The sequence below is a fragment of the Psychrobacter sp. TPE 89C genome (genome assembly GCF_055522395.1).
In genome coordinates this window covers 1-25852 of sequence record NZ_JBVFXW010000034.1, presented here as the reverse complement: position 1 = coordinate 25852, position 25852 = coordinate 1, and the positions used below count along the sequence as shown (strand labels likewise).

Genomic DNA, 25852 nt, shown 5'->3' with positions numbered 1-25852 from the left:
TTACTCTACTATTGGCTAATCATTTTGCATTAGCACCTTCTTTGTATTGGATCTTATGAAACATACCATTGAGGCGAGCTCTGATGCTCGCCGGACTCAGTATTTTCAAGTATTCTTGATGGGCGTCAGTGCCTTTATTATGAATACCACAGAATTTGTACCCGTCGCCCTATTGAGTGATATTGCCCAAGATTTTTCTATCACCACGGCAGAGACTGGTTGGATGCTGACGCTCTATGCTTGGATTGTCGCGGCGATGTCATTACCACTGATGCTACTTACCAGTCAATTGGAGCGCAAGCGTTTGCTCTTAGCATTGTTTGCAGTGTTCATTGCCAGTCACGTGCTATCCGTGTTTGCATGGAGTTTTGATGTACTGCTCATCAGCCGAGTCGGGATTGCCTTATCTCATGCGATATTTTGGTCAATCACGGCAGCGATCGCTATACGTGTCGCGCCTGAAGGCAAAAAAGCACTGGCACTTAGCGTGCTTGCGACGGGCACCTCATTGGCGATGGTACTAGGTGTGCCTTTAGGGCGATTAATTGGTCAATGGTTTGGTTGGCGTGCGACGTTTGGCGGTATTGGCGTTGTTGCTTTTATCGTATTTGTACTACAAGCGAGACTATTACCAACACTGCCTAGCATGTTTGAAGGGTCTTTTAGAAAGATTCCAGAGCTGCTCAAAAACCCATTATTGGTGTGCTTATACTTGCTTATTCTGCTTGTTTTTACCGCGCATTATACGGCTTACTCTTATATCGAACCTTTCATGCGCCACGTTGGCTCAATCAGTGAAAACTCCGCAACACTTGTATTACTGCTATTCGGTATAGCGGGGATTATAGGCAGCGTGATATTTAGTCGTTGGGGTGATCGATTCAATACCAGACTGATGCTGGTATCGACGATACTGATGCTCGTATCTATGCTTACGCTATTGATAGCAGTGACATCAGTATGGGCGCTCAGCTTTATTGCTTTACTTTGGGGCGCGGCGCTCATGCTGCTTATTATTTCGATGCAAGCCAAAGTCATTATGGTCGATGTCAATGCGCAAGACATGCTGATGTCGATGTTTTCCGGCATTATCAATTTGGGTATTGGTACTGGTGCGCTATTCGGTGGTTATGCTGTGACTCATATTTCACTATCAAGCGTTGGATATGTCGGTGCAGCTATCGCTGTTGTAGCGCTGCTACTGATGCTATTTATGATCAAGCGCTTTCCTGAATTGAGTAAAAGACTCGGCTAGCTAATGAAGGCGATGTCAAAAAATAGCAGTCAAAATGCCAGCCACATAAGTGAGCTGGCATTTTCTTTAATGTTGTCTACAAAATCATTTTAGCTATTTGCTCAAACATCCATTGAACGAACGTTCAGCTACCGATATACTAATTTTATTGGACATAAGTATGGTTAGGCTATGAGCCTACTTGATGAAAGAATGACAAGGATTCAGCACAAAAGGATGCGTGTGAAATGGACAATATTCAAAACAAGGAAGGCGTTGGCTTCGATCTAAAAGCAGTTATGATGGCTATCACGAACCTTCAACTAATTGGAGACTCCTGATGTCTAATGAAATGATTCAACAAAACAATCAAGATCGAGAAAGTCAAGATAGCACCGCGCCTCTAAAATTAGGTAGGTTGCATTATGCTTGGATAGTCGCTGCGACAGGCTCTATCGCAATGTTCTGTGGACTGGGGCTAGGACGGTTTGCATTCGGCATGTTACTGCCGTCCATGTCATCTTCTTTGGGATTAAATTACACCCAAAGCGGCATATTGGGATTCACTAACCTAATAGGCTATCTCGTTGCGGTGCTTCTAAGTCCTCTCATTCTACCTCGGTTTGGTACTCGAGCGACTGCGACGGCAAGCCTTTTCTTGATTGCCGTTTCTATGCTCGGTATGGCTTTTACCACAAGCTTTCCCATACTCTGCGCACTTTATGTGCTGACAGGTATCGGTAGCGGCGGCGTGGTCTTACCGATGATGAGCGTCATGTCGCACTGGTTTTTTCCTTCGCACCGCGGACTTGCTTTAGGACTGGTCATGGCGGGGCCTGGGTTTGGTATTATTCTATCGGGCTTTGTTGTACCCAAACTCTTACCCATCTCTACTCTATTGTCTTGGCAGACAGGTTGGTTAATTTTTGCCGTTATCAATATTATAGTGGCTTGTCTTACTTTCATTTTAATTCGCAATCATCCAGACGATGTCAGTCAAGACCCTTTTGGGCGCGCACCCACGCTACCTGTCAAAAACAAGAAAAAGCTAGAACGTAGCAATATTAAGCTGCTCGTACATTTGGGTATTATCTTTGCCATTTATGGTGCCACTTACATGGTTTACGTGACCTTTATCGTCACCAGCATGGTTGGCTCGTATCAGCTGAGTGAGGCGACTGCGGGTGGTATTTGGGCATGGATTGGACTACTGAGTGTCTTCTCAGGTATGTTGTTTGGCTGGATTTCTGACCACATTGGTAGACGCCTTGGTCTTGCCTTGGCCTTTGTTTTCCTTGCTATCGCTTACCTTTTGGTCGGACTGACTGATTGGCATTCAGGACTGTATCTATCAATTATCCTGTTTGGCTTAGTGGTTTGGAGTGTGCCTGTCATTATGGCGGCCTCGGCGGGCGATTATTTCGGGCCTGCAGCGGCGGCAAGTGCACTCGCGGCGCTGACTTTTGCCTTTTCAGGTGGACAGGCTCTCGGGCCAGTGGCAGCAGGCTATCTCGCAGAAATCACTGGGGACTTTAGTATCAGCTATATGGTATCTGGCATCGCCGCTTTTGTCGCGCTTGGACTGTCCTTATTATTACGTCCACAAAAATCAGCTTAATGAAGACCCATTTTTAACCTTACTCTAAGCTGTAAGATAACGAACAACTACAAATAAACTTGAACGGTCGTTCATTTTTGTTTATAGTGGCTCTAACAAAACGATATTTATATAATCTAAACCCGTTCAGACCCACGACCCATACTTCAATATCATAAGGATAAGATAATGCTTAAGTTCTATTTTCACCAGACCCCTAACCCTCTAAAAGTCGCTCTATATCTTATGGAGACAGGCTTACCATACGAGTTAATACCAGTAGATACGCTGAAAGGTGAACAGCATACGCCTGAATACCGCGCTATCAATCCTAATGGTAAAGCTCCTGCTCTCGAAGATGATGGCAAACGTGTCTTTGATTCAACGGCTATATTAATGTATTTGGCCGAAAAAACAGGTCAGCTAGCAGGCGCGCCAGAAGATCGCGGTGAGATGTTGTCATGGCTCATGTTTGTAGCGACAGGTTTAGGTCCTTTCTCTGGTCAATCAGTACACTTTAGTCATAAAGCGCCAGAAAAAATTCCTTATGCCATCAATCGCTATCTTCGCGAAGCAGAGCGTCATTACGAAGTGCTAGATAAACACATGGAAGGTCGCGAGTATTTGGTTGGTGATGACTACTCTATCGCTGATATTTCAGCATGGGGCTGGGTCGATAAGGCCGCATTTATATTAGGCGAACCCGGCTTAAATAACTATCCTAACCTCAAGCGTTGGTTTGCTAGCATCAATGCCCGCCCTGCGGTAGAAAAAGCTCGAAATATCGCTAAAGGCGTTGAGTTCAAGTCTGATTTTGATGAAGTTGCTGCACGTGCACTATATCCACAAAACTTCGCAAAAGACGCATAATTGCGCTAGGAGTTATACAAATGACAGACCAATACGTACCACCAAAAGTTTGGACACATGACGCAGAAAGTGGCGGCAAATGGGCCAGTGTCAATCGTCCCGTTTCAGGCGCTACTCATGAGCAAGCGCTACCAGTAGGCGAGCATGAGCTACAACTGTATTCTATCGCCACCCCTAATGGCCAAAAAGTAGCGATTATGTTAGAAGAGTTACTGGCACTGGGCAAAGCGGCAGAGTATGATGCCCATATGATTCAGATTGGCGAAGGCGACCAGTTCGGATCAGGGTTTGTAGACGTAAACCCTAACTCGAAAATTCCAGCCCTAGTTGATCAAAGTGGCGAAAATTCTGAAGCTGTATTTGAATCCGCATCTATTTTAGTATATCTTGCTGAAAAATTTGGCGTACTACTGCCTGAAAAAGGTAGCGAGCGTACCAAAGTTTTTAACTGGTTATTTTGGTTACATGGCTCTGCACCGTATTTGGGTGGTGGTTTCGGTCACTTTTATGCTTACGCGCCTGAAAAATTCGAATATGCGATCAATCGCTTTACGATGGAAACCAAGCGCCAGTTGGATGTACTAGATAAGCAATTGGCAAAAAATGAGTTTATCGCTGGTGACGAATACAGCATTGCTGATATTGCCACTTGGCCTTGGTATGGCAATCTAGTCGTGGGCACTCAGTACGATGCGCAAGAGTTTTTGCAGGTTGATGAATACCCTAATGTTCAACGCTGGGCAAATGCGATGTTAGCGAGACCCGCTGTACAACGTGGCCGTATCGTCAACCGCACTTGGGGCGAAGCATGGGAACAACTAGAGAGTCGTCACAGCGCCCAAGATATTGATAATGTATTGGCATTAAAACCAGAGTAGATTTTCTTACTAAATCGGCTCTGACCATAGTCGATTCACTCTAAAATAGGGAATTGACTATAAATCTTTATTCTTACAACCATCTGTTCTGACTAAAACACCAGTTTGAATACGGATAACACATAAAAACCAAGTGACATCATTATCAATGCAAACGATAATAGTGTTACTTGGTTTTCTGATTATTAAAACGATAGTTTTAGAACATAGTCGGTTCAATATAATTTGGATAAAAGGAAGCCGAGTGAAAGTGCTACAAGTAGTAGACTAAGCGAGACTGACACCGTATCTAATTATAGTGGATTAACTATAACTGCTTTTAAGGTGAAAATTATGAGTGCACATGCGAAGTTTAATCGTGATGACGTAATCGAAAAAGCCAAAGACCTCTATTGGGAAAAAGGCTATCACGCTACGTCGATGAGAAACCTACAAGATGTGGTTGATATGCGTCCTGGCAGTATTTATGCCGCTTTTGGTAATAAAGACAGCCTGTTTAAAGAGGCATTAAATCGCTATGCTGAACAAGGTGCTACAAACCTTGCCAACAGTATTGCCCAAGAAAAAACCAAGCTTGATGGCCTAAAACGCTTCATTCACAGCGTGACTGTTTGCAATAAGAGCACTACCCCGAGTGGCATGTGTATGATTGTCAAAACCATCAGTGAGCTGACGCAGAATGACAGTCCAGATTTGCTGACTCATGCGACCAATATTCTAGAAAATGTTGAAGCGTCTTTTGTTAAAGTTTTTCAGCAAGCCATTGATGATGGTGAGATCAACACAGATGAAAGTGCCGCTGAACTCGCCCGCTATTTTCAAATCCAAATGATCGGCTTGAGAACGTATTCGCAAGTAACGAATGATACGGATGCAGTAGAAAAGTATATTGATAATATATTCGCAAGATTTTTGTAGCGTTACTTTGTGATATAGCGTTACTTTGTGATATAGCGTTACTTTGTGATATAGCGTTACTTTGTGATATAGCGTTACTCTGTGATATTAAGATTCATATTTTTTAACATTTAGCGAATCACTTTCGATAAGACTGTCTACCAGATTGATAGTCCGATCACAGGATGCGGATAAACGTGGATCATGTGTAACCAATAATACACCGCAATCACGCTCACGGTTGACTTTACGAAACAGCTCAAATACCTCGGCAGCCGTTACCGTATCTAGATTACCTGTGGGTTCATCAGCTAGATAATGTTACCTAATAGTTGAAGGCTACGCTCAATCACTGGTGCATCAACCATTTGACCGTCTATCTCAAAAACTGCCTGTCTGCTTCGCTCATACTCCTCGACCACACGCTGAGCAAATGACAATACTTCGTCTGTTGGTTGTAATGCTTGCTGGACGACAGCCACTTGTTTGGGATGAATACACAGCATTCCTGACATGCCCATCTGCGACCATAAATTTACTCGGTCGCTTAATCCTGCTTTATTATTAAAATCAGGATAAAGCGTATCAATAGGCGCTGCCAACTGATGTACTTTTGACGTCAAAATTAATTGGTAGCGGATTTGGTTGGCAACGATATCCGCAGCAGGCGTATCTACTTGTACCCGCAAATCATTGCACAAATCTAAAAAACCATAACTAAACGCGGCCAACCCGACTGCTTTTGCCATACTATCGATTTGATACAAACCAATCGCACTCTCAATCAATGCAATCACAGGCAAATTGATAAGTTGGTGCACGCTCTCAATGTCGGCGACTTGCTCAGCCTTAGCCAGTAGCACGCCAGCCAAATTAGGCATTTTCTGACAGAGCACTACGTCTTTGAAAAATTCTTCGCTGCCTGCTTTATTAATACGTAGCCAAATCGGCTGATAATCTGCACTGTCGTGATATTGCTGCAATGCTTCACGTGCGGTTGCCTTACTGTCTAAAGCTACTGCATCTTCTAAATCGACAATAACTGCATCTGCGCCACTAGCAAAGGCTTTTGCTACTCTATCGATGCGAGTCGCTGGCACGAATAGCCATGTTGTATTTTGAGAAATCGTTTTTATTTTATGATTGGTCACTGAATTCATGCTTAATTCCTATATTATTCAAGTAGCAGTTAGCAGCTTTATTATGCCATTACACAGCCTATTTTTACTTGAAATTGATCATTTATCGATACAATGATACTAAGATTACTCAGACACTCCATCAAAAAACCAAATCAAAAAAACCGCATGAAAATTAATCTCATGCGGTTCTTAAGTAACTTTTCTTGAATTTACATTCAAAGTTTTCTGATAGGCTAATTAAGCCAACATACCACCATCGACAACGATTGTCGCGCCTGTGGTATAACTTGAGGCATCCGACACTAGATACAATACTGTACCAGCCATCTCGTCAGGATTCGCAACGCGCCCTAGTGGAATAGCATGTAGCGCCATTTTTAAGACTTTATCATTGGTCGTCAAAGCAGAGGCAAACTTAGTATCCGTCAAACCTGGCAGTAGCGCATTGACGCGAATATTGAGTGGGCCACATTCTTTTGCAAAAGCTTTCGTCATGCTAATGACCGCCGCTTTGGTGATTGAGTAAATGCCTTGCTTGTCGCCCGCTACTAAGCCATTGACCGATGCAGTATTCAAGATGACACCACCGCCCTGCTCTTTCATCATTTTGCCAGCAGCTGTCGACATAAAGAAGTAACCACGGATATTAACTTCAACGGTCTTATCAAAAGCTGCTAAATCTGTATCTAAGATATGGCCATAGTAAGGATTAGCTGCTGCGTTATTGACTAAGATATCGATTTGGCCAAATTCACTTTTGATATGCTCAAAAACTGCATCAATTTGCGCCATCTCGCCAACGTGACAAGCAAAGGCGCTGGCTTTATGACCATCAGCGACGATGCTATCAGCGACTGCTTGGCAAGTATCAATCTTACGGCTAGAGACAATCACATGCGCGCCTCTGGATGCCAATAAACGAGCAATAGATTCGCCAATACCGCGGCTAGCGCCAGTAACCAAAGCAACTTTACCGGTTAAATCAAATAAATCTTTCATCATTATTCCTTATATTTTTATAAACTGTCTATTTTTAAACAACTATTCCTGAGCGCTGAATTCATGTATCTAAAATTGGATAACTAAACGCAGATAATCGCTGTCATATCTAACAGCGATTATCGAGCACTAATAAACTGAACAAAGAGCGCACAACGATCACGGTTACGCTAGCATGCCACCATCGAGTGTAAAGGCATGACCGTTCATAAATGTACTCTCATCGCTGGCGAGCCATGCAATCGCACTAGAAATTTCATTCACATCTCCTAAGCGGCGTAGTGGACTGGCTTTAATCGTTGCTTGCTGCGTACGCTCATCCATGGTTGCCATGGTATTGCGGACCATTGGCGTATCAATGAAACTTGGGCATACCGCGTTAAAACGAATATTGGCACGAGCATACTCATGGGCGGCAGACTTGGTCAGACCCATAACCCCATGTTTAGCAGCGCTATAGGCTGATAGCATCGGTGCTGAACGCAGACCTGCAATAGATGCGACGTTAATGACATGACCACCACCGTTAGGTATCATACAATTGACCGCAGCACGCATACAGTGCCAAACACCTTTTAAGTTCACGGCGATATTACGATCAAAGTCGTCATCGCTTAGCTCATGCATTGGCGAAGGCTTATGGTCGATACCAGCGTTATTTACTACCACATCTAGGCCGCCAAGCGTTTCTACTACAAAGTCGAACAATGCGCGCACTTCATTACCACTGGTCACGTCTACTTTTTTGAAGACGATACTGTTGCCAGCGTCTTGACCTTGCTTGGCAACCGCAGCACCCATCTCTTCTGCCATATCACCGATCACGACTTTTGCGCCGCGACTGGCCAGCAATAACGCGCTTGCTGCCCCGATGCCTGATGCACCGCCCGTGATTAAAATTCGTTTACCCGTTACATCTGATGCAATTCCGTTTGTATTCAGTGTCATGATCTATCCCTCTACCTTAAGTACTAGTTTGCCGAAGTTTTCACCTTTAAAGAGCATCATCAAAGTATCTGGGAACGTCTCGATACCTTCAACGATATGGTCTTTCACTTTCATATCACCTGACTGAATCCAGCCAGCGATATCTTTCATAGCGACTGGATATTCTTTGATATTATCGAATACAACGATGCCTTCCATGCGGGCACGATTGACCAATAATGATAAATAGTTCGATGGGCCTTTGACTTCTGTAGTGTTGTTATATTGACTAATAGCCCCGCAAATAACGATACGCGCATGCAGGTTTATTTGTGTGAGGACATCATTTAAGATATCACCGCCTACGTTATCAAAGTACACATCGACGCCATCTGGACAGGTTTTCTTCAGTGCTTTTTTCACATCTTCATTTTTGTAATCAATCGTCGCATCAAACCCAAGCTCATCAACTAAGAACTTGCATTTCTCAGCGCCGCCCGCGATACCGACAACGCGGCAGCCTTTGATTTTGGCAATTTGACCAACTAAGCTACCAACAGCACCGGCAGCACCAGAGACGACAACGGTCTCACCAGCTTTTGGTTGACCTGTTTTTAGCAGACCAAAATACCCTGTCATACCTGGCATACCGAGTACGCCCAAGTAATAAGACAATGGTGCCAGTTTTGGATCAACTTTGTACAGATTAGCACCATCACTGACGGCATAGGACTGCACGCCATCGTGACCTGCGACATAGTCACCAACCGCAAATTTCTCATGCTTGCTTTCAATCACTTCACCTACAGTACCAGCGCGCATGACTTCACCAATCTGTACTGGTGCGATATAAGATTTGGCATCGTTGAGCCAGCCACGCATCGCCGGATCGATAGAGATGTATTCAACCTTAATCAGTAGCTGACCGTCGGTGATAGTCGGGATTTCTGTCTCGGTATAATCCCAAGTCTCGGCACTAGGCTCGCCTACCGGTCTTGCTTTTAATCGCCACTGTTTATTAATTTTTGTCATGTCTCTTTCCTTAGAGTTATCCTTAGAACCATTCTGTTTGCATATCAGTGCAAACCGAGTTGGTGTTGGTTAATAATTCGATGTCGCGTTTAACTAATGGTAATTCCCAATCAATGAAGTATTTGGCCGCTTGTATCTTGCCTTTGTAAAAGTTCTGCTGCTCGGCATCTTGCGTCGTACTTAGTAGCTGCTCAGCTTTACTGGCTTGACGAATCCAAACCCAGCTCAGTACAATTGAGGCAAAGATATTCATCAGTGCTTGCGCGTTGCCTGTCAATGTCACGGCTTCTTCGGTTTGTAAGACTTTGCTGAGATGCACCAATACTTCATGCAAGTGACCCATGTAAGGCATCAATTTACCTGCTAATTGAGCCGTTTCGGGTGTAGTGATACTTTCTAAATCCTGCGTGATTTCACGTTTGAGAATTTGAATGCCTAGACCACCTTTTTGCCATAACTTACGAAATGACAAATCCAATGCCTGCACACCATTTGTGCCTTCATGGATGGGATTCAGGCGATTGTCACGCCAAAACTGCTCGGCTTGATACTCACGTGTATAACCTGCACCGCCCAGTACTTGAATACCCAAATCATTGGCTTTTGGCCCATACTCAGATGGCCATGCTTTTAATACTGGGGTGAGCAGGTCTAATAATTCTGTTAGCTCGTTTTTTAGGGTTTCGTCTTCACAAGTATTGATACGGTCAATCAGGTTTGAGCCATATAGACATAATGAGATGCCACCTTCAGAGTAGGCTTTTTGCGCCAATAGCATGCGCTTTACGTCACCATGATTGATGATAGCGGTTGCCGCATCTTCAGGTTTATTGTTCGGGGCGATTCTGCCTTGCGTTCTGTCTTTGGCATAATCAAGTGAATACTGATAACCGCGATAACCCACCATCGATGCGCCAAAACCGACAGCGATGCGCGCCTCGTTCATCATTTTGAACATATAGCGCAGGCCGAAATGCTCTTCACCGATGAGATAACCATGGCATGCGCCTTCGTCACCAAAGCTCAGTGCTGTAGACGTTGTGCCTCTATAGCCCAGTTTATGAATGAGTCCTGTCAAATGCACATCGTTGCGCTCGCCGACCGATGCATCCTCATTTAAGCGATACTTGGGCACCGCAAATAAAGAAATGCCTTTAACGCCACCTGGACCGCCTGGCACCTTTGCCAAGACTAAGTGGACGATATTGTCAGACAGTTCGTGATCGCCGCCTGAGATATAAATCTTACTGCCTTTTACACGGTAAGAACCATCGTCTTGTTTTACCGCAGTAGTTTTGATATCAGCAAGTGACGAACCTGCATGCGGCTCTGTTAATGCCATCGTTCCAGTAAACTCACCTGTCAGCATGCGTGGCATAAAGGCAGCTTTAATCTCATCACTGGCAAAGTGTGAGATGACATTAATTGCAGCAGTGGTCAAAAATGGATACGCCGTCGTTGATGGATTGGCAGCCATAAAATAGCCTGCCACGGCCGTCATGACCGTCTCAGGTAACTGCATGCCGCCGTCTTCAAAACTATAACGACCTGCGATAAATCCTGACTCACGGAATGCATCAAAAGCGACTTTTACATCGCTTATCATGCTGACTTTTTTGCCATCAAACTGTGGCTCGTTCTTATCTGCTATGTGGTTATGCGGCAAAAACAACTGGGTCGCAATTTTATTGGCCGTATCTAACACAGCATCAAACGTTTCGCGGCTATGCTCTGCAAACTTAGCATGCTCGGTTAAATTTTCAGTACCCAATACATCATATAATTGGAACGGTAATTCAAAGTCATTGATAAGCGTATCTGCTGCCATAGTATTCTCGTTAACTGATTAAATTTGGTTATCAATCGATATTAATCTAATTTAACGCCTTACCGTATTGTCATTTATGACATAATTATGGTCAAATACGACATAAATAGTACTTATATTTAGAAAATTCTGATAGAAAATTGATATTTTTAGTCAACGAAGTAAAAGGAAAATAGACACCTATGCCCTATTTCAAACCATTTAAAGTCATTGTTATTGGATTCGATGGTGTGCTCGGCAGTGCATTGACAGGTGCGTTAGATTTATTCTCATTCACTGGTGTCAGTTGGCAACGATTTTTAGATGAGCCAGTAGAGCCACGATTTAATGTGCAGATAGCAAGCGTTGGTGGCGTGGATATTAGATGTAGCAACCGCTTGATCATGCAAGCGCATTGCGATATTCAGGAAGTGGCGGAATGCGACTTGCTATTAATTCCGACTATTGGTGATTCAATCGATAAAGTATTGAGCCGAAATACAAAATTAATACCCCATTTAAAGCGGTTGGCAGACACTAAGTCAGATATAGCCAGCAACTGTAGCGGCGCTTTCTTTTTGGCAAAAGCAGGATTATTAGATAATAAAATCGCCACCACACACTGGGGTTACGCCAGTAAGTTTAAGGCGGATTTCCCACTCGTTGACTTACAAGAAAATCAGTTTGTCACTCATTCAAAGAGTAAATCAGACAGTCAGTCGGGTAATATATTTTGTGCAGCAGGTGGTAGTGCCTTTTATGACTTAGGATTGTTATTAATAGAGCGCTATTGCGGACGTGAGATTTCTACTCAAGTAGCCAAAACCCAGATTATCGATAGTAAACGAGGCAATCAAAACAGTTATACCAATGTGACGTTGCACAAACCGCATTCAGACCAATTGGTCAAGCAAGTACAAGAATTCATTGAGGAAAATTTTTATCAGACTATTCAGGTGAGCGGATTGGCTGCCATGGTCAATATCACGCCACGTACTTTAAACAGGCGCTTTCAGTCCTCTGTAGCCATGCGCCCGATTGAGTACATTCAAGCCGTCAGAATTGAGCAGGCAAAGCGCTTGCTTGAATTGGGAGATGTAACGATTAAATCGCTTGCCGAACAAGTGGGCTATGATGATACTTCTTCATTCACACGCCTCTTTAAGCGCGCAACAGAGCTGACACCAAAAGAATATCAAGATAAATTTTCGCGGTTAGCAATTTAGTCATGGCATGAATAATAGTTAGAGATTAGTGCTTAAGCAATCTGCCACAACCCTTCGACTTGGATAGCTTCTGTTTTAATGGTTGGATAATTGGTAAATGCCAACTGATAACTACCAACGGTATCGGCGCTAATTTGACAGGTCGCCCCGAGTGGAAAGCTGTGTTTTTGTCCAATATGACCAAAACGCATGCCACTATAAATGGGTAACCCTGTTAACTCATGCAGCTGACGAATGACTGTGGCAACATTATAACGTTTATCATAGCTGTCCTCACCTGCACCAGACAATGCCCCAAATACTATCGCCTGCTGCCCTTTGAACACACCTGCGAGATATAAATCATATAACATGCGCTCAATACGATACGCCTGCTCGCCGACATCTTCTAAGAATACAATACCGCCATCAATACGCGGTAAATAGTCGCTACCTGCCAGCGCTGACACCACGCTTAGATTACCACCCCAAATCGTACCAGTGATGGTTTTTGGCTCAGCACTGCTCAAAATACTGGGTAAGCTAGAACTGGTTAAAGAAGCGTCTGATATATCAATAGTTAGATTGGGATTGGTGAGCGCTTCAGCAAATTGTCGACAGCTGACCTCGTCAGGTTTGGTCTTGCCAAATTCACTATAGAGCATCGGTGCGGCAAGTGAACTCATATCACCCTTTGCCAATAGCGCACATTGGATAGCCGTCACATCACTAAAACCTGCGAGTATCGTGCCACGCTCCTTCATAATACGTCCTAACGTCGACCAGTCAACCATCGGTAACAAACGCATGGCACCATAGCCACCACGCACACCAAGCAGTAACTTGGGCGCTGCGATAGCACCCGTAGCGATATTCTGCAAGTCACTCGCTCGCTGCGAGTCTGTACCAGCAAACCGTAAATACTGCCGATTGGTAATCGTAGGATTATTGACTTTAAAACCTGCACACGCCACACGATCTAACGCCAATTGGGTGCGGTCGTCACTACCACCAACATTAGAGCTGGCAAAAAGTCGTGTTTCAATCGTAGGCGCAATACAGCTGGTCTGCGTTAATGACGCCTGTGACGTTTGTGGTAATGAACCATCATCCATCAGCGCAGATGGCAGATCGTCTTTAGTCAGTTGCGTGCTGCTTGGATCCATAGTATTAGAAGCCAGTGCTTGAGTGATACTGTGACTCGCTAAGAACCCTGCGCCTGCACTCATGCCAACTTGACGCAAAAACTGGCGGCGATTCAATCCAGATTTCGTTTCACTTACTATATGGCCATTTTTATTTTTTAATGACTGACTCTTGGCACCCATATCTCGCTACTACCTTATCGTTTTTATTTTAATATACTTTTGCATCATCTTTATTTTGCAGTCTACTTGCTCAAACCGCACAGCAGCATATTGTAGACGTTTTTTTGGCGATGATAGTTGCCCAACCCTTGCCCATATTTACTTTTTCGCTACCGTATTAGCTGAATATTAAACTCGCCACTACTACTCAATATTGGCACACACACCTTACTTTGTTATATAGTTAATCCTCTATAAAAGAGTGACAACGTTAACCTCGCTCGAAGTATCACAGTTACATCTTCACTTGGTTGTCTTGACTCTCTTTTAAACTGAATCAACTACAGTATGAAAATACTGACTATGCTCAAATAAGGATAATAATGGCTAATAAAGCAACCAATAAACAGAAAAAAGAATACATCTTAGATGCCGATCTTGAGTACCTCATTCACGAAGAAGACAAACTCCAAGAAAAGATAAAAGATAGCGGTCACCTTGAGCGCTTCGCTAAAGACTTAATGCTATTTATGAGTCTGCTTAAAGACTACTACAAAGGCAATTATCGCAAGGTTCCGTACAAAACCATTTCAGCAGGCGTGGTCGGTCTACTTTACACTCTCAATCCCATTGATATCATTCCAGACTTCATACCTTTCATCGGTCATATCGATGATGCGTTAGTGCTGGGCTTTTGCTTAAAGCTGATCGAAAAAGACCTAAAAAAATATCAGATTTGGAAAAACAGCCAGTCAGCTACTACTAAACAAGCGGAAGTAAAGAAACAAGCTTAACGCCCTACATCAAACATCATAAACAGTAAAAAGCCACGACTGACATATTGATTATCAGTCGTGGCTTTTTACTGTCAGTCATTTATGCTATCTCATTAGTCTGGCACTTCATAATTGGCTTTTTCAGGATTGAGACCGAACGAACAAACAAAGGTGGCAACCAAACTATTGATAATAATAAAAGGAAAATCTATGGCAGCATGTCCCAATGCATAACGACCAATCAGCCATGAGACAATCAGCATGATAATAAAAAATCCGCCCAGATACGCCAAGATGGCTGGATGCTTGAGATTATAAGGCTGCTCAGGTTCAGGCTTTTTATCGAGTATATATGCTCTTATTGCCCAACCAGCTGCATAAGAAAACCCGCCCAACACCACATAACTAAAAAAATTCATATTGCCTGACTCTGATCATATGGATGACCTAACTGTTTATAAAAAATGACTTGTTATCGCTTTTACCACAAGGCAATAAAGGAGCATTGATAGAAGAGCATTGATAGACTTGTCTAGCTGCTCTCATTGACATTATCAATAATAATATTGGCATGTGGATTGGCTAAGATATCCGTATTCACCTCATCACACTCCACACGATAGATAGTATTGGCTCCTCGATAAATATAGGACAAATACTCACTGTCTAGTAGCGGATCGATATTGGCATAAACAGGTTTGACATGAGCCAGCACTAATACTCTGTCAGGACGACCAAGGACAGCGTCGACATTATCAGGATCAATAGAGAAAAATTTCGGTATCTCGCTGTTTTCTATCAACTCTAACGGCTCTGCATCGTCCCAAACGCGCTTCGCATTTGCAGGCTCTTTCATTTGCATGACCCATGCGCCATCCTGTTGGCTAACTCTGATCTGTGCAGGCTCTTCACTACTAACCGTATAACACCCTTCAAACACAGAGAGATCTACTGGCGCTGCTACTTCCTTATCCAGTTGCGACCCACCATCATTACAAGCAGTCAAAAATAGCGCACTGCTCACAGCGATACCGACCGTTAGGTTTGTCAGACTTTTATAAAAAACGTTTGAGCGTAAGGACATAATAGGATTATCCTGCATTCATGCATTAGACTTTTATGAGAAAAACTACTGTTAAACAGTGATGGCGGATAGCTTGAATTGCTGTTGAAAACAGTTCAAGCGTCACGTAGCGAGGTCAATAAATAAATATTTATTCAGTCAAATAGCCGAGACCTTAACGCTAGCCAGCCTATTTTAACAGAAAATGGAAAGGTTACTATTATGATATGTGGTTTTGCGATTTTGTGCATTACGACTGCCCATCTTAATGATAGATTTGCTATACTCAATACCAGCATATGCAGTGATAGCCAGAACAAAACGGTAGCAAAATCTCTGTGCTTTGCACTCATCACTTATTAGGTTAATAATTTTTTATGTCAGACAATCGCACCTTAGTACCCTCATTCAATACCAGTAACGCGGTAAATCCATTAGCTGCCAAACCAAACACAACCGTTGCCTATACAGATGGTGCTTGCAAAGGCAATCCAGGTGCTGGTGGTTGGGGTGCACATCTTATTTTTAGTGATGGCAGCACACAAGATTTATATGGCGGCGATAAAGAGACAACCAATAATCGTATGGAGCTGATGGGTGCGATACAAGCCTTGAATCATAGCCCGCACGAGCACAACCTTGAGATTTGGACAGACTCCAGCTATGTCAAAAAAGGCATCACTGAATGGATTGAAGGCTGGAAAAAAAGAGGTTGGAAAACAGCAAGTAAAAAGCCAGTCGCCAACCAAGACCTCTGGCAGCAACTGGATAACCTATGCCAACAGCGAGAAGTTGACTGGCACTGGGTAAAAGGCCATGCTGGACATGCCGGTAATGAAAAAGCAGATGAACTGGCAAATCTAGGGGTTACGTCACGCAGTGCGAATATATCGGATATAGACTTGCAAGATACAGCTAAAAAAAAACTCAAATAATGACTGATAACACACAAAAACCGTCTAATGATGACTGGCTAAACTTCGACCCATTAGGTTTAGATATAATGGATGACGAAGACCTTATAGATGATGAGCTTATAGATGACGAGTTCGTAGATGAAGGGTATCTCGACGAAGAATCATTAGACAGTCACGGCGATAAAAATCATGATAATCATACGATTAACCAAGATGACAGTATAGACACGAATGACCATCATGATAATGCTAGCAAACCGATGAGTAATACAGATATGCCAGAAGCTCAAACGCCTATAACTGATACAACGATGAATAACATTACGCCAGATACAGACATGCGTATAGATGCTGATGCACCAAAATTCGATGGTGATACTAGCCGTGCCAATCCACATTTTAAGCCGCTGCTACCCAAACCAGTAAATCGCCACGAGTCTGATCGCCAGCTCATTATGGATACCGAGACCACAGGGCTTGATCCGCTAAAAGGCGATCGAATCATTGAGGTGGGTATCGTTGAAATGATTGGTCGTAAATTCACGGGCGAAAAACTACACGTTTATATCAACCCACAGCGCGGTATGGATGATGAAGTTATTCGCATTCATGGTATTTCTCCAGCCTTCTTAACAGACAAGCCTACTTTTGATCAAGTGGCTCAGTCACTATATGACTTTATGGACGGTGCCGAGATCATCGCTCACAATGCCTCGTTCGATATGAACTTCTTAAATATGGAGTTTGCAAAAGTCGGTATGACTGACTTTGCCGAACGAGTCCAAGTGACTGACTCCTTATTCATGGCAAAGCAGCAATATCCTGGACAGAAAAACACCCTAGATGCGCTTGTACGCCGTCTAAACGTTGGTAAGCAGGACCGTACTTTTCACGGGGCCTTACTGGATTCAGAGATTTTAGCAGAAGTTTATCTAGCGATGACGGGTGGACAGGTCACGCTCGCTATCGAAGAAGACACGCAAACAGACGGCGGACAGACAGCACATGCTAACCTTGCCAATCTAGCGTCTTTACTACTGGCATCACCCAGCGATGAAAATACCAATCAAAACTGGTATACATCGCTGTCAGAAGACTACCCTGCACTCAAAACCTATATGTAGTCGTCATTTAAATGACTTGCGATATCGACATTTGTACAATATAGTCTTGATTATTGTTATATAAAGCGTCAAAAAATTATTAATAAATGCTTTTTTAATCGTCATTCAAACCATTGCTATTCTCATCAGTACATTATGGAAACTCCTTATGGATCAGTCTGCGCAAATGAAATTAACCGCCCCAACACTTAGTGTCACTGATTTCAACCTACCGTCACTGCATCTATTGCATGATGAAATCATCGTAACCCTTAAAGACACTGAGATTCATCTAAGTGAATTTAATGATGATAGTAGTCAGGCACCTCTGTTATTAGACTCCATCATTGTGCTAAAGCAGCTGTCCTGTATCTTTGAGCTGATCTCTTTGGTTGGTGCAGAGGCACTGAATACCTCTATCGTCAACGGTTTACAGCGACTATATGATAATGGCGATAATAACGATACCGATCTGATTATGGATTTGTCAGAAGCCATCATGACACTAGAGCGCTACATAGAGTTTGTCCTCTTGACAGAGTCGGTCGAGCCGAGCTTGTTGCTGGATATCATTAATAAGCTCAATGCTCATGGGCAACAGACACCTATTACAGCAGACTACTTCTCTGCTTTTGGTAGCAGCAGTGTCGTTATCGCCAATCCTGAAAAAAACTTTCAGCCACTGAATGAGCTCAACCTAGACAGTGAGTTATTAACTTACGCTTATCGCAGTGGTCTTGGTGTCACATTGCTTAATCAAGATGGCAATATTGGTCCAGACGATCAGCAGAAACTTGATGGTATGAGTGCAGCTTGTGCCTTGATAGCGGCAAATACCAGCAGCCTGTTTTGGCAAGCAGCCAATGCAGCGGTTACTGATATCGCCACGATATTACCGCTGAACCTTAACCAAAAACACACTCTTATTTATTTAGAGCAGCAATTCCAGAGCTACTTACCGGTGATGGATACGCGCTTTGCTGATTTGGTCAGCTTTGCATGCCAGCGTGATAATGAAGCAGCACAACAGTTGCGTGAGCAGTATGCTCAAAATCAGTTAGAAGCGCCTCAGATTGAGCAAATGAAGCGCTTTTTGTTCGGTCCTAATCGTGAGCTAACCGATACGTTAAACAGTATCATTCAAACCCAAATCAATACCATTAAAGAAAATGTCGACAGCTATACCCGTGGCGATTCCATCAATCCTATCGATATGCAGACAGCACAGATTATTGAAGAGCTAACGACATTGAGCTCGGCGCTGTGCTTGCTTGGTCTATCAAATGCAGCTGATAGTCTCAGCACAGCAGCAGCAGCAGTGGACAAATGGCAAGCACCGTCGCCTGACGATTTTGATCATCTGCTACTGGCATTGATGCATGCTGAAAACGCTGCTATTGCGATGGCAGAAATGCATACGCCAGGGGCGATTTATTTGCCACTTAACAACCCTCATATCTCGTTGCATCAGCTCAATACGGCACACGATACATTGATACAAGAAAGTCGTAGCGCGATTGCCAGTGCTGAACAAGCCATCAATGATTATTTGGCTGAACCAGAGCGCGATATACTTAACATTCAGAACATCCCTGAAATGATGCGTCAAGTCTCAGGGGCGGTGCGCTTTTTACAACTTCCTACACCGGCAAGCATGCTCAGTCAGTTAGCAAATTATCTAGAGCAACGTATCGAAGGTGGACACCGTATCGAAGACAATACGCTAGCGTGTGTTGCAGATGTAATGATGGCAGTCGATCACCATTTGGATGGTTTTGAAAACAATCGTCCTGTTAGCAAGCAAGCACTTGATGTGGGTCAGCAAAGCTTGAGCCATCTACTCGCGGCTTAGCTTAGCCATTCAACTCTTTAATAATTAAATCGATACCTTTGTAGCCGCTTCTTTGCGGCTACAAATCCTCATTTATATCTCTCACTGTAAGCCAGTGTGTATCTATATGGATACGTACTGGTCTCGAACTGTTTGGAACTCTATATGACCAACGCTTTTGTATTTAATGATGATGCCATTTTATGCCGTCAGACCCCTAATGGTTGGTGGCCTTTACAGCTTCAATTACCACCATTCAACAATAAAAATGCAGCAGGCGATGACGACTATCAGCAAGCCTATCAAGTGGGGCGTGTAACCCTAGTCCCAAGCCTAGCACCAAGTCATTGGCAATCAGCAGATCATGCCAGTGGCTCTAAAGATATTCATGAAAATACTTATAAAAGCCCTCAAGAAAATACCAACAAAAGCGCCGAGAATTTAGTCCATTCCGAAATAGAGAATAAACATACCTTTACTGCACAAGCGGCCAGTGCGATTACTTATGATTATGCTGTGGCATATAATATTGCACTGCCTATTATCGATGAAAGCGATGAAAGTAGTGGTCACGCCTTTGTTCCTTATCGTCAGCTAATGACTCATCTGCCAGTTGCTTTATCAGATCAGATTAGCCAAGCGATACAGCTCTTAAGCTGGCAAGCAGATACACAGTTTTGTAGTCGCTGTGCTAGCCCTACTATACATGCTGACCAAGGTGAACGTGCCATGGTCTGCCCAGTATGTCGATTGCGCCAGTATCCTCGTGTGCAACCCTGTGTCATTACTGCCATTACCCGACCAAACCCAATGACAGGTGAAATGCAAATTTTGCTCGCGCATCATCACCGTCATGGTCAGCCAACTATGGCGCCTATGTATGGTTTGATTGCAGGCTTTGTGGAGGTTGGAGAAAGCCTTGAGCATGCAGTCGTACGCGAAGTCGCAGAAGAGGTAAATATTAGCGTATCAGATATTAGCTATGTGAGTAGCCAGCCATGGCCGTTTCCTTCTAACTTGATGCTGGGTTTTCGCGCCTCTTACGCCAGTGGTGATATCATCATTCAAGAAGAAGAGCTGGCACATGCTGACTTTTTTGATGTCTCTAACCTGCCTAGAATACCGCCAAAGGGCAGTATTGCTCATGAGCTCATTGCGCAAGTTATACGCGAACAAGGCATGCCAATTTAGTTTTTACTTTTTAACACTGACTATAGTCGAAGCCATTTGAAGTGGGTACAAATCAACTGAGCGAAAATATCTGTTGAGTATAAAACATACCCTGAGTATATTGAGCGCCGTTTACACCGCAACCATTTACAAGTGCTTTGACTGTATTTATTCTAATACTCTCCACAAAACTCACATTAGCAAAGAAAACGAGTGCGGGTACTATGCATTGTGCATTGTAGACCAGACGAGTTTGATATAGCTGATTGTGATTTTTGGGTTTGGTATAATGTCTGCACTTATCCCTGATAGCAAGGTCATTAATTCAATGCAAAGTAGCACCACTATCCGCTTAGTCAACTTACCCATATTGTTCGATACATTGAGCTTAGAAACACTACCTGCGGATATACAAGCACAAATCTCGCATATTGATGCCTGTCTACCACAAACACAATGTGGACTCTGCGAGCATCCAGATGGCTGTTTGCCGTATGCGGCCGCTATCGTGCTAGAGGGTGAATCGTATAATAAATGCGTGCCTGGTGGTCAACCCGTTACTGATGCAATCGCGCAAATTATCGATATCAATAGCCATGAAGCGATACTTAGCGCTGCGCCTTCTCAGTGGCCAATAGATGCTACCTCTGAACGCCCAACCGAGGTACGTGCTGTTATCCGTGAGGACGACTGTATCGGCTGTACGAAATGTATTCCTGCCTGCCCAGTGGATGCCATTGTCGGCACTGGCAAGCACATGCATACCATCTTTACTGACTTGTGCACAGGCTGCGAGCTATGTATCGCCCCTTGCCCAGTCGACTGCATCGATTTAGTCACTGTTGAACGTGACATCTCTGAGCCTGAACGAATAACAGAGCAAGAAGATTTAAGACAGCGATATCACACTCACTTAAGACGCGTCACCGAACAGCTTGCTGATAGTAGCAACAGTAGACCTGTGGTCAGTATGGTCGAAGCAAAGCTAAACAATGCCGCCAGTCAGTCTTTAGACATCAGCGAAGCGCAAGCCAAAAATACCATTGCAGCAGCCAAGATACGTAGCAAAATTAAAAAGCTAGAGAAACAGTTAAGCGTTCGTGCGAATGATCAAAAACAAGCCGATCTTGAAGCGCTACAAGCTGAACTGTCACAGCTTTAATGAGACCATAGACATTTCATGCAATGAGTAAGTGTACGAACACAACCAATACCACTCGGATAATTTGATAGCCAACAGTTTTAATAACTGACCGCCAAAATAGTAGTAAAGATACCATGAGTAAAACCGTTAAACACAAAACAGCCGATACGCCGCCATCAAGACGAATGCCCAATCGTGACGTGCGCCCATTTTTTGAGAAGCTGGCAGCGACCATTGACGAACCCGTCACCGAACTCAATTATGACAGTAACTTTGAGTTATTAATTGCGGTGATATTGTCCGCACAGGCAACGGACGTGAGTGTCAATATTGCTACCCAGCAGTTGTATCCGGTAGCGAACACGCCTGAAGCAATATTGGCGTTAGGTGAAGACGGTCTAAAATCTTATATCAAAAATATTGGCTTATATAATGCCAAAGCCAAAAACGTCATCAAAACGTGTAGTGATTTGATTGAGAAATTTAATAGCACCGTCCCTGATAATCGTAAAGATTTAGAATCACTAGCGGGCGTTGGGCGTAAAACCGCCAATGTAGTCTTAAATACTGCTTTTGGTCAACCAACCATGGCAGTCGATACTCATATTTTTCGGGTAGGAAATCGCACTGGTCTCGCCACTGGTAAAAACGTGCTAATCGTCGAAAATAAACTGGTTGAACGCATACCGGATGACTTCATAGTCGATGCCCATCATTATCTTATTTTACATGGGCGTTATACCTGTCAAGCGCGCACACCGAAATGTGGCGCTTGTCCGGTGTACGATGAATGTATGTTTAAGGATAAGGCCGCATTTTTAGAGTTATAAAGGTAAGTCTATAACGCTGTTTATCTTTTAACGAATGTCAGAGGTTTTTATGCATACGATTACCGCGCTAGTGTTCGATGATTTTGAAACCTTGGATTTATTCGGACCTATTGAGATGTTTGGGAGCTTACCTGAGTATTATCGTATTCAATTTACCTCGATAGCTGGTGGCATCATCCACAGTAAGCATGGCGTACCTATGCAAACAGTCGCTGTCAGCGAGTTAGCATATCAGACGGATATTGTTTTAGTACCGGGCGGGCTTGGTACGCGGCAGCTAGTCTACAACCACTCCTTTTTGCAAACGTTAACAACCCTCACTGATGAGGCTGATTGGGTACTTAGCGTCTGTACTGGTAGCGCCTTATTAGCGAAAAGCGGTGTATTAAACGGTAAGCGAGCCACCTCTAATAAAATGGCATGGCAATGGGTAATATCTCAATCTAATAAGGTCAATTGGGTCGCGCAAGCACGCTGGGTTGTTGATGGGAAATTCTATACTTCATCAGGTGTGAGCGCTGGTATGGATATGGCGCTTGGCTTTATCGCCGATAGACACGATATAGATACCGCACGTCAAATCGCTAACCATACCGAATATCGGTGGCAAGACAATAGTGGTATGGACGAATTTTACCGCCCTTAATCCATAACCAGTTACCTCACAACACCATCCATTGCTAGAGTTTTGCCTCGATACACGGTAAAATACGATAATTTTTTGATTCCTTTTCGTCTTTTCATTTAGATATATTTAATAATGACTGAGTTCGTAGACTACAGTCCCTGCAATTAAGCGACCCTTTTATGCGTGAATACAACTTATTTACCTCAGAATCTGTAAGCGAAGGTCATCCTGACAAAATGGCTGACCAAATCTCAGACGCCATCCTTGACGCTATTTTACGTGAAGATCTGCATGCACGTGTGGCATGCGAAACCTTAGTGAAAACTGGCGCTGTGATACTCGCAGGTGAAATCACCACGACAGCAAATATCGATTTAGAGCGTCTTGTGCGTGACACCGTAAATGGCATTGGCTATCACCATTCAGACCTAGGTTTTGATGGCGAAACTTGCGCAGTGATTAACATGCTCGGCAAACAATCTCCTGAGATTGCCCAAGGTGTCGATCGTAGCGACCCTGAAGAGCAAGGTGCAGGCGATCAAGGCTTGATGTTCGGATATGCCAGTAATGAAACCGAAGTATTGATGCCAGCTCCTATCGAATATGCTCATCGTTTGATGGAGCGTCAGTCTGAGCTACGCCGCGCAGGAGATCTGCCTTGGTTACGCCCAGATGCCAAAGCACAAGTTACGCTAAAATACGATGGTAATAAACCAGTAGCGATTGATGCAGTGGTATTATCAACGCAACATGATCCTAGTATTTCACAAGCCGATCTACAAGAAGCGGTGATGGAATCTATCATCAAGCAAGTACTACCTGCCGAGCTTTTACACGCCGGTACACGTTATCATATCAATCCAACTGGTAAATTTGTGATTGGCGGCCCTGTCGGTGATGCTGGGCTAACTGGTCGTAAAATTATTGTCGATACTTACGGCGGTATGGCTCGTCATGGCGGCGGTGCTTTCAGTGGTAAAGATCCTTCAAAAGTGGATCGCAGTGCAGCTTACGCGGTACGTTATGTGGCAAAAAACATCGTCGCAGCAGGCCTTGCTGATCGCTGTGAAGTACAAGTCAGCTATGCAATCGGTGTTGCTGAGCCGACCTCTATCTCTGTCAATACGTTTGGTACTAGCAAAATCAGTAACGATGAAATCATTCGTCTGATTCGTACGCATTTTGACTTGCGTCCTTATGGCATTACTCGCATGCTGAACTTATTACAGCCAATGTATCAGCAAACTGCTACCTTCGGTCATTTTGGTCGTCAAGGTTCAGAAACTGCCTTTACATGGGAAAAAACAGACAAAGCTGAAATCTTGAAAGCAGACGCTGGTTTATAAAACTATTGCTTTATCTTATTTACAAACCGTTTTTAGAAATTTAATTTACTGATACTTATTAGGAGCAGCTCATGTCTCAAGACACGACTCAAGGCAACGAAGTTGATACCAACGTTGAGATTACCCCTGAAATGCAGGCATTTTACCAACGTGCTGATGCCATCATTGGTATCGCAAATAGCCAGCTAGGTCCTGAAGCACATTCAGGACAAGTAGGCGCTTCTCTATTGTATGCAGCCGCCCGTTATAGCGCGTCAGTCGCTTCTATCGGCTTTGTTAAAGGCGATGATTTTGCCAAAGAAAAAGACGATATCGTTGAGTTTTATGTGAAGCAATATCGCCAAATGCTGAGCGACAATCTAACGGATTATGCGCAGAACTTTGATAAATATGTTCAGCTTAATCAAGATGACAAAGCAGCCAAATAGCACGGTGGCATTTCGCTAAATCTCACAAAGCTATAAAGGTCATTATAATAATAAATACTCAGCCCAAGCTTATCGTTAAGCTTGGGTTTTTTGTTAATCACGATTTAGTAGATGACAGCTCATAAATAGGCTACTATGAATGGAAACCATTTGATTCACAACATGGTTGAAGCTAGGCTATCCATAACAGGAATTTATTGAACTTTATTTTCTATAAGGACATATTATTATGAACCACTTACTCAAATCATGGCGTTCCTACGTGTCGTTGTTGGGCTTGTCCACAGCCATTGCGTTAACTGGCTGTAGTAACATCCAAGGTATTGATGCACCTGATATATCCCCTATTCATAGCACTGAGCATAACCAATCAGCATCTAACGATAATCCTTTTACCAAATGCCCGCTCCATAACTCTGAGCAAACAATGTGTACCTCGCAATATGACCCTGTTTGTGTCACAGTAAAGACTGAGTCAGGATTAGATTATCGTACTGCAGGCAACTCATGCTCAGCATGTGGCACGACTGCAGCAGTAGGCTATGTGAAAGGACAATGCTCATAACCTTGCATATAGTAAAATCCTCTATAAACTGGATACGGTTTCAGTCTCGCTTAGTTTACCGTTTATAGCATTTTCACTTGATTTCCTTGTATCCAAATTATATTGAACTGACTATAGTTGATTTAGATTAAAATAAAAAAAATAGCTGGATAATAT

23 protein-coding genes and 2 pseudogenes are annotated in these 25852 nt (G+C 43.4%); 16 read left to right on the top strand and 9 right to left on the bottom strand.

Annotation, left to right across the window (positions count from 1 at the left end):
* Window positions 1-55 precede the first annotated feature (55 nt).
* The 5 genes from ACZW67_RS10605 (at window position 56) to ACZW67_RS10585 (ending at window position 5497) form a co-directional block, all read left to right on the top strand.
* Entirely contained in the window at window positions 56-1255 is a 1200-nt protein-coding gene (locus ACZW67_RS10605; protein ID WP_465183216.1) for a sugar transporter, read from the top strand.
* A gap of 319 nt (window positions 1256-1574) precedes the next feature.
* Complete coding sequence (locus tag ACZW67_RS10600) at window positions 1575-2852, top strand: MFS transporter (RefSeq protein ID WP_465183215.1); 1278 nt, start codon at window positions 1575-1577, stop codon at window positions 2850-2852.
* A gap of 168 nt (window positions 2853-3020) precedes the next feature.
* Entirely contained in the window at window positions 3021-3701 is a 681-nt protein-coding gene (locus ACZW67_RS10595; RefSeq protein ID WP_465183214.1) for a glutathione S-transferase family protein, read from the top strand.
* Between the two features lie 20 nt (window positions 3702-3721).
* Complete coding sequence (gene yghU, locus ACZW67_RS10590; RefSeq protein ID WP_465183213.1) at window positions 3722-4579, top strand: glutathione-dependent disulfide-bond oxidoreductase; 858 nt, start codon at window positions 3722-3724, stop codon at window positions 4577-4579.
* A 333-nt stretch (window positions 4580-4912) separates the two neighbouring features.
* Window positions 4913-5497, top strand: a complete 585-nt coding sequence (locus ACZW67_RS10585) for a TetR/AcrR family transcriptional regulator (RefSeq protein WP_352259414.1) — start codon at window positions 4913-4915, stop codon at window positions 5495-5497.
* An 87-nt stretch (window positions 5498-5584) separates the two neighbouring features.
* Here the strand turns inward: ACZW67_RS10585 and ACZW67_RS10580 are convergent.
* The 6 genes and pseudogenes from ACZW67_RS10580 to ACZW67_RS10555 all read right to left on the bottom strand — a co-directional run.
* Window positions 5585-5791, bottom strand: a pseudogene (locus ACZW67_RS10580) (ABC transporter ATP-binding protein); the annotation flags it as partial.
* Window positions 5788-6636, bottom strand: coding sequence for an HpcH/HpaI aldolase/citrate lyase family protein (locus ACZW67_RS10575; protein WP_465183212.1), 849 nt, complete (start codon window positions 6634-6636; stop codon window positions 5788-5790). The gene ACZW67_RS10575 and the pseudogene ACZW67_RS10580, both read right to left, overlap by 4 nt.
* Window positions 6637-6855: 219 nt before the next feature.
* Entirely contained in the window at window positions 6856-7620 is a 765-nt protein-coding gene (locus tag ACZW67_RS10570; RefSeq protein ID WP_465183211.1) for an SDR family oxidoreductase, read from the bottom strand.
* Between the two features lie 162 nt (window positions 7621-7782).
* Complete coding sequence (locus tag ACZW67_RS10565; protein WP_465183210.1) at window positions 7783-8565, bottom strand: SDR family NAD(P)-dependent oxidoreductase; 783 nt, start codon at window positions 8563-8565, stop codon at window positions 7783-7785.
* Window positions 8566-8568: 3 nt separating this feature from the next.
* Window positions 8569-9576: an NADP-dependent oxidoreductase gene (locus ACZW67_RS10560; protein WP_197100109.1), complete on the bottom strand. Its 1008-nt coding sequence runs from the start codon at window positions 9574-9576 to the stop codon at window positions 8569-8571.
* A 22-nt stretch (window positions 9577-9598) separates the two neighbouring features.
* Window positions 9599-11404, bottom strand: a complete 1806-nt coding sequence (locus ACZW67_RS10555; protein WP_465183209.1) for an acyl-CoA dehydrogenase — start codon at window positions 11402-11404, stop codon at window positions 9599-9601.
* A gap of 182 nt (window positions 11405-11586) precedes the next feature.
* On the opposite strand from ACZW67_RS10555, the gene ACZW67_RS10550 reads away from it, so the two are divergent.
* Complete coding sequence (locus ACZW67_RS10550) at window positions 11587-12609, top strand: GlxA family transcriptional regulator (RefSeq protein ID WP_465183208.1); 1023 nt, start codon at window positions 11587-11589, stop codon at window positions 12607-12609.
* Between the two features lie 32 nt (window positions 12610-12641).
* On the opposite strand, the gene ACZW67_RS10545 is transcribed toward ACZW67_RS10550, so the two are convergent.
* Window positions 12642-13916 carry an LD-carboxypeptidase gene (locus ACZW67_RS10545; protein WP_465183207.1) on the bottom strand — a complete coding sequence of 425 codons (1275 nt, stop codon included), beginning with the start codon at window positions 13914-13916 and terminating at the stop codon, window positions 12642-12644.
* Window positions 13917-14278: 362 nt separating this feature from the next.
* Between ACZW67_RS10545 and ACZW67_RS10540 the strand changes: the two genes are divergently transcribed.
* Window positions 14279-14689: a YkvA family protein gene (locus tag ACZW67_RS10540; protein WP_465183206.1), complete on the top strand. Its 411-nt coding sequence runs from the start codon at window positions 14279-14281 to the stop codon at window positions 14687-14689.
* A gap of 95 nt (window positions 14690-14784) precedes the next feature.
* Here the strand turns inward: ACZW67_RS10540 and ACZW67_RS10535 are convergent, their stop codons facing one another.
* Together ACZW67_RS10535 and ACZW67_RS10530 are read right to left on the bottom strand one after the other, a co-directional pair.
* The gene (locus tag ACZW67_RS10535) at window positions 14785-15090 is read right to left on the bottom strand and encodes a hypothetical protein (protein ID WP_110922770.1); all 306 of its coding nucleotides are present in this window, start codon (window positions 15088-15090) and stop codon (window positions 14785-14787) included.
* 113 nt (window positions 15091-15203) lie between these two features.
* Window positions 15204-15755, bottom strand: a complete 552-nt coding sequence (locus tag ACZW67_RS10530) for a hypothetical protein (protein ID WP_227681437.1) — start codon at window positions 15753-15755, stop codon at window positions 15204-15206.
* Window positions 15756-16111: 356 nt separating this feature from the next.
* Here ACZW67_RS10530 and dnaQ point away from each other — a divergent pair.
* From dnaQ to ACZW67_RS10485, 9 genes and pseudogenes are all read left to right on the top strand, one after another.
* Window positions 16112-17775: pseudogene (gene dnaQ, locus ACZW67_RS10525) on the top strand (DNA polymerase III subunit epsilon).
* A gap of 148 nt (window positions 17776-17923) precedes the next feature.
* Window positions 17924-19606 carry a hypothetical protein gene (locus ACZW67_RS10520; RefSeq protein ID WP_465183205.1) on the top strand — a complete coding sequence of 561 codons (1683 nt, stop codon included), beginning with the start codon at window positions 17924-17926 and terminating at the stop codon, window positions 19604-19606.
* Between the two features lie 144 nt (window positions 19607-19750).
* A complete protein-coding gene (gene nudC / locus ACZW67_RS10515; RefSeq protein ID WP_465183204.1) occupies window positions 19751-20776 on the top strand; it encodes an NAD(+) diphosphatase in 1026 nt (341 codons plus the stop codon).
* A gap of 307 nt (window positions 20777-21083) precedes the next feature.
* Entirely contained in the window at window positions 21084-21917 is an 834-nt protein-coding gene (locus ACZW67_RS10510) for an RnfABCDGE type electron transport complex subunit B (RefSeq protein WP_465183224.1), read from the top strand.
* A 116-nt stretch (window positions 21918-22033) separates the two neighbouring features.
* On the top strand, window positions 22034-22729 hold the full coding sequence (nth, locus tag ACZW67_RS10505; RefSeq protein ID WP_465183203.1) for an endonuclease III: 696 nt from the start codon (window positions 22034-22036) through the stop codon (window positions 22727-22729).
* 49 nt (window positions 22730-22778) lie between these two features.
* Entirely contained in the window at window positions 22779-23375 is a 597-nt protein-coding gene (locus ACZW67_RS10500) for a DJ-1/PfpI family protein (protein WP_465183202.1), read from the top strand.
* Window positions 23376-23536: 161 nt separating this feature from the next.
* Window positions 23537-24703 carry a methionine adenosyltransferase gene (metK, locus tag ACZW67_RS10495; protein WP_110922765.1) on the top strand — a complete coding sequence of 389 codons (1167 nt, stop codon included), beginning with the start codon at window positions 23537-23539 and terminating at the stop codon, window positions 24701-24703.
* A 71-nt stretch (window positions 24704-24774) separates the two neighbouring features.
* Window positions 24775-25131, top strand: a complete 357-nt coding sequence (locus ACZW67_RS10490; RefSeq protein WP_110922764.1) for a DUF3144 domain-containing protein — start codon at window positions 24775-24777, stop codon at window positions 25129-25131.
* A 229-nt stretch (window positions 25132-25360) separates the two neighbouring features.
* Window positions 25361-25696 carry a hypothetical protein gene (locus ACZW67_RS10485; protein WP_465183201.1) on the top strand — a complete coding sequence of 112 codons (336 nt, stop codon included), beginning with the start codon at window positions 25361-25363 and terminating at the stop codon, window positions 25694-25696.
* Window positions 25697-25852 lie beyond the last annotated feature (156 nt).